Source organism: Streptomyces sp. NPDC007971 (assembly GCF_042958635.1).
Lineage (GTDB): Bacteria > Actinomycetota > Actinomycetes > Streptomycetales > Streptomycetaceae > Streptomyces.
This window is the reverse complement of sequence record NZ_JBIBJK010000074.1, coordinates 1-3,050: the sequence shown is the minus strand read 5'-3', so window position 1 is coordinate 3,050 and position 3,050 is coordinate 1. Positions and strand designations below refer to the sequence as shown.

The 3,050-nt window shown below is 74.5% G+C and carries 1 protein-coding gene; it reads left to right on the top strand.

The genetic code is table 11. From position 1 onward, the window contains the following. Positions 1-3,050, top strand: a 3,050-nt coding sequence (locus ACFZCP_RS45805; RefSeq protein WP_391443220.1) for an SDR family NAD(P)-dependent oxidoreductase, incomplete at both ends; no start/stop codon positions are given.

The window sequence follows — 3,050 nt, the reverse complement described above, 5'->3', positions numbered from 1 at the left end:
ATGGTGGCGGGGTCCGTATCCAGGTGGTGGTGGCCGCGGGTGACGAGGAGGGGCGGCGTACGGTCGAGGTGTTCTCCCGTCCGGATCAGCCCGGTTCCGAGCAGCCGTGGGTGCAGCACGCCAGTGGTGTGGTGGCCCCCGCCACGACGGCCGGTTCGGCGGACGGGTCGACCGACGAGGACCTGCTGGTGTGGCCGCCGCGAGACGCGGCACCGCTGGACATCGGCGACGTCTACGCGGTCCGTCTCGCAGACGTCTACGGCCCCGCGTTCCAGGGGCTGCGGGCGGCATGGCGCCGGGGCGAGGACATCTTCGCCGAGGTGGCGCTGCCGGAGTCGGTGGCCCAGGACGCCGGATCGTTCGGACTGCACCCGGCACTGCTCGACGCGGCCCTGCACTCCGCGCTCCTGGCGGATGCGGACGCGGAGACGGACACGGACGCGGACGCGGAGGGCGAGCCGGGCCAGGTGCGGATGCCGTTCGCCTGGAGCGGCGTGGAACTGCATGCGAGCGGCGCCTCGGTGCTGCGGGCCCGGTTGCGGCGGGACGGCCGGGGCGGTCTCGCCCTGACGGCCGCGGACGCCGCAGGGGCTCCGGTGGTGACCGTGGCGTCGCTGGTCAGCCGCCCCGTGTCGGCCGACCGGCTGCAGACCGCGCACGCCGGGGTGACGGACGCGCTGTTCGCGGTGGAATGGGCCCCGGTGGCCGGGACCCCGGTGCCGTCCGGCGACTGGGCACTGGTCGGTGCCGACCGTTTCGGGCTGGCCGAGGGCCTCGACGCGGCCGGGGTGCCGGTGCGTTCCTTCGCCGCGCTGGCCGAGGTCGCCGCCGCCACCGAAGCGGGAGGGATCACCCCGCGTGCCGTGGTGGTCTGCCTCGGCGCACCGCCGGCCGACGGCACCAGTACCGGCATCGGCACCAGCGCCAGCCCCGGCACCAACACCGACACCGACACCGGCCTCGACATCGGTACCGGCCCCGACACCGTGGCCGAGACGGCACGGCGGACCGCCGGTGACGCGCTCGCGCTGGCCCAGGAGTGGCTGGACGAACAACGGCTGGAATCGGCGCAGTTGGTGATCGTCACCCGCGGTGGCGTGGCCGCCGTGGCCGACGAGGGCGTGACGGACCTGGCGGCCGCCGCGGCCTGGGGTCTGTTGCGCTCGGCACAGTCGGAGAACCCCGGCCGGCTGGTCCTCGTCGACCTTCCGGCCGAGAGCGCCGACCGCGGCCGGGCAGCGGTGCTGCCGTCCGTGCTGGACAGCGCGGAACCGGAACTGGCGATCAGGGACGGGGCCGCCCTCGGGCGGCGGCTCACCCGTCCGAGTGGCGCTCCGGCCGCGGTTGAACACTTCGCGAGCCCGCACGCCGACGCCCCGCGGTCACTGCTCGTGACCGGCGGGACGGGGACGCTGGGCGGGCTGGTGGCCCGGCACCTGGTGAGGACCGGCCGGGCTGGCGGTGTGCTGCTGCTCAGTCGGTCGGGCCCGGCTTCCGGCGATGTGGCGGTGCTGGCCGCGGAGTTGGCGGAGCTGGGTGTCTGGGTCCGGGTGGTGGCGTGCGACGTGGCGGACCGGGGTGCGCTGGCCGCCGTGCTGGAGACGGTTCCGGCCGACTGCCCGCTGGGCTCGGTCTTCCACGCCGCGGGGATCATCGACGACGGCGTCATCACGGCACTCACCCCGGAACGGGTCGCGGCGGTCATGCGGCCGAAGGCGGACGCCGCATGGCACCTCCACGAACTCACCCAGGACATGGACCTGGAGCACTTCGTGATGTTCTCCTCCGCGGCGGCAGCGCTCGGCGCGACCGGTCAGGGCAACTACGTCGCGGCCAACTCCTTCCTGGACGCCCTCGCACACCACCGGCGGGCCGCAGGACTGGCGGGCCTCTCGCTGGCCTGGGGCCCCTGGGCGCACGAGGCGGGCATCGGACGGAACCTGGGCGAGCAGCTGCTCTCCCGGATCAGCCGCTCCGGAATCGCTGCCCTCGGCGCCGAAGAGGGCCTGGTCGTGATGGACACGGCGCTCGCCCGCGAGGAGGCGCTGCTGGTACCGGCCCGCCTGGACCTCGCCGCCCTGCGGTCGCAGGTGGCCCGCAGCGCGGAGATCCCGCCGCTGTGGCGGGTGCTGGCCGGCGGTACGGCACGGCGCACCGCCGCCGCCCGTACGGCGGCGACCGCAGCCGACGCCGTCGAGGCGCTGCGCCACCGGCTGGCGTCGGTGTCGGGCACGGAGCGGGACCGGATCCTGCTGGACCTGGTGCGCGCCCATGTGGCCGCGGTGCTCGGGCACGCCTCCCCGGAGGCGATCGAGGCGGGCCGGGCCTTCACCGACCTGGGCTTCGACTCGCTGACCGCGGTGGATCTGCGCAACCGGCTGCGGACCGAGACCGGACTGCGACTGCCGGCCACACTCGTCTTCGACTACCCCACGCCCGCAGCCCTGACCGGCTTGCTGCGCGCGGAACTGGCGGGTGATCTGCCGGCTGTGGTCGAGCCGGTTCGTCCGGTGGCCGGGGTGGCGGACGAGCCGGTGGCGATCGTGGGGATGGCGTGCCGGTTCCCGGGTGGTGCGGCCAGTCCGGAGGAGCTGTGGGAGCTGCTGGCCTCGGGCACGGACGCGATCGGGGCCTTCCCGCAGGACCGCGGCTGGGACATCGAAGCGCTCTACGACCCCGACTCGGAACGCCCGGGCACGTCGTACACCCGGGCCGGCGGATTCGTGCAGGACGCGAGCCGCTTCGACCCTGGCTTCTTCGGGATCAGCCCGCGTGAGGCGCTGGCGATGGACCCGCAGCAGCGGCTGCTGCTGGAGACGTCCTGGGAGGCCTTCGAGCGGGCCGGCATCGACCCCACGACGCTGCGCGGCAGCCAGACCGGCGCCTTCGTCGGCGGCTACCCGTCCGGCTACGCCGGGATGACCCTGGAGAGCGAGGAGGACTCCGAAGGCATCACCGGTCATCTGATGACGGGCAATGCGACGAGTGTGTTGTCGGGGCGGTTGTCGTACACGTTGGGGCTTGAGGGTCCGGCGGTGACGATGGATACG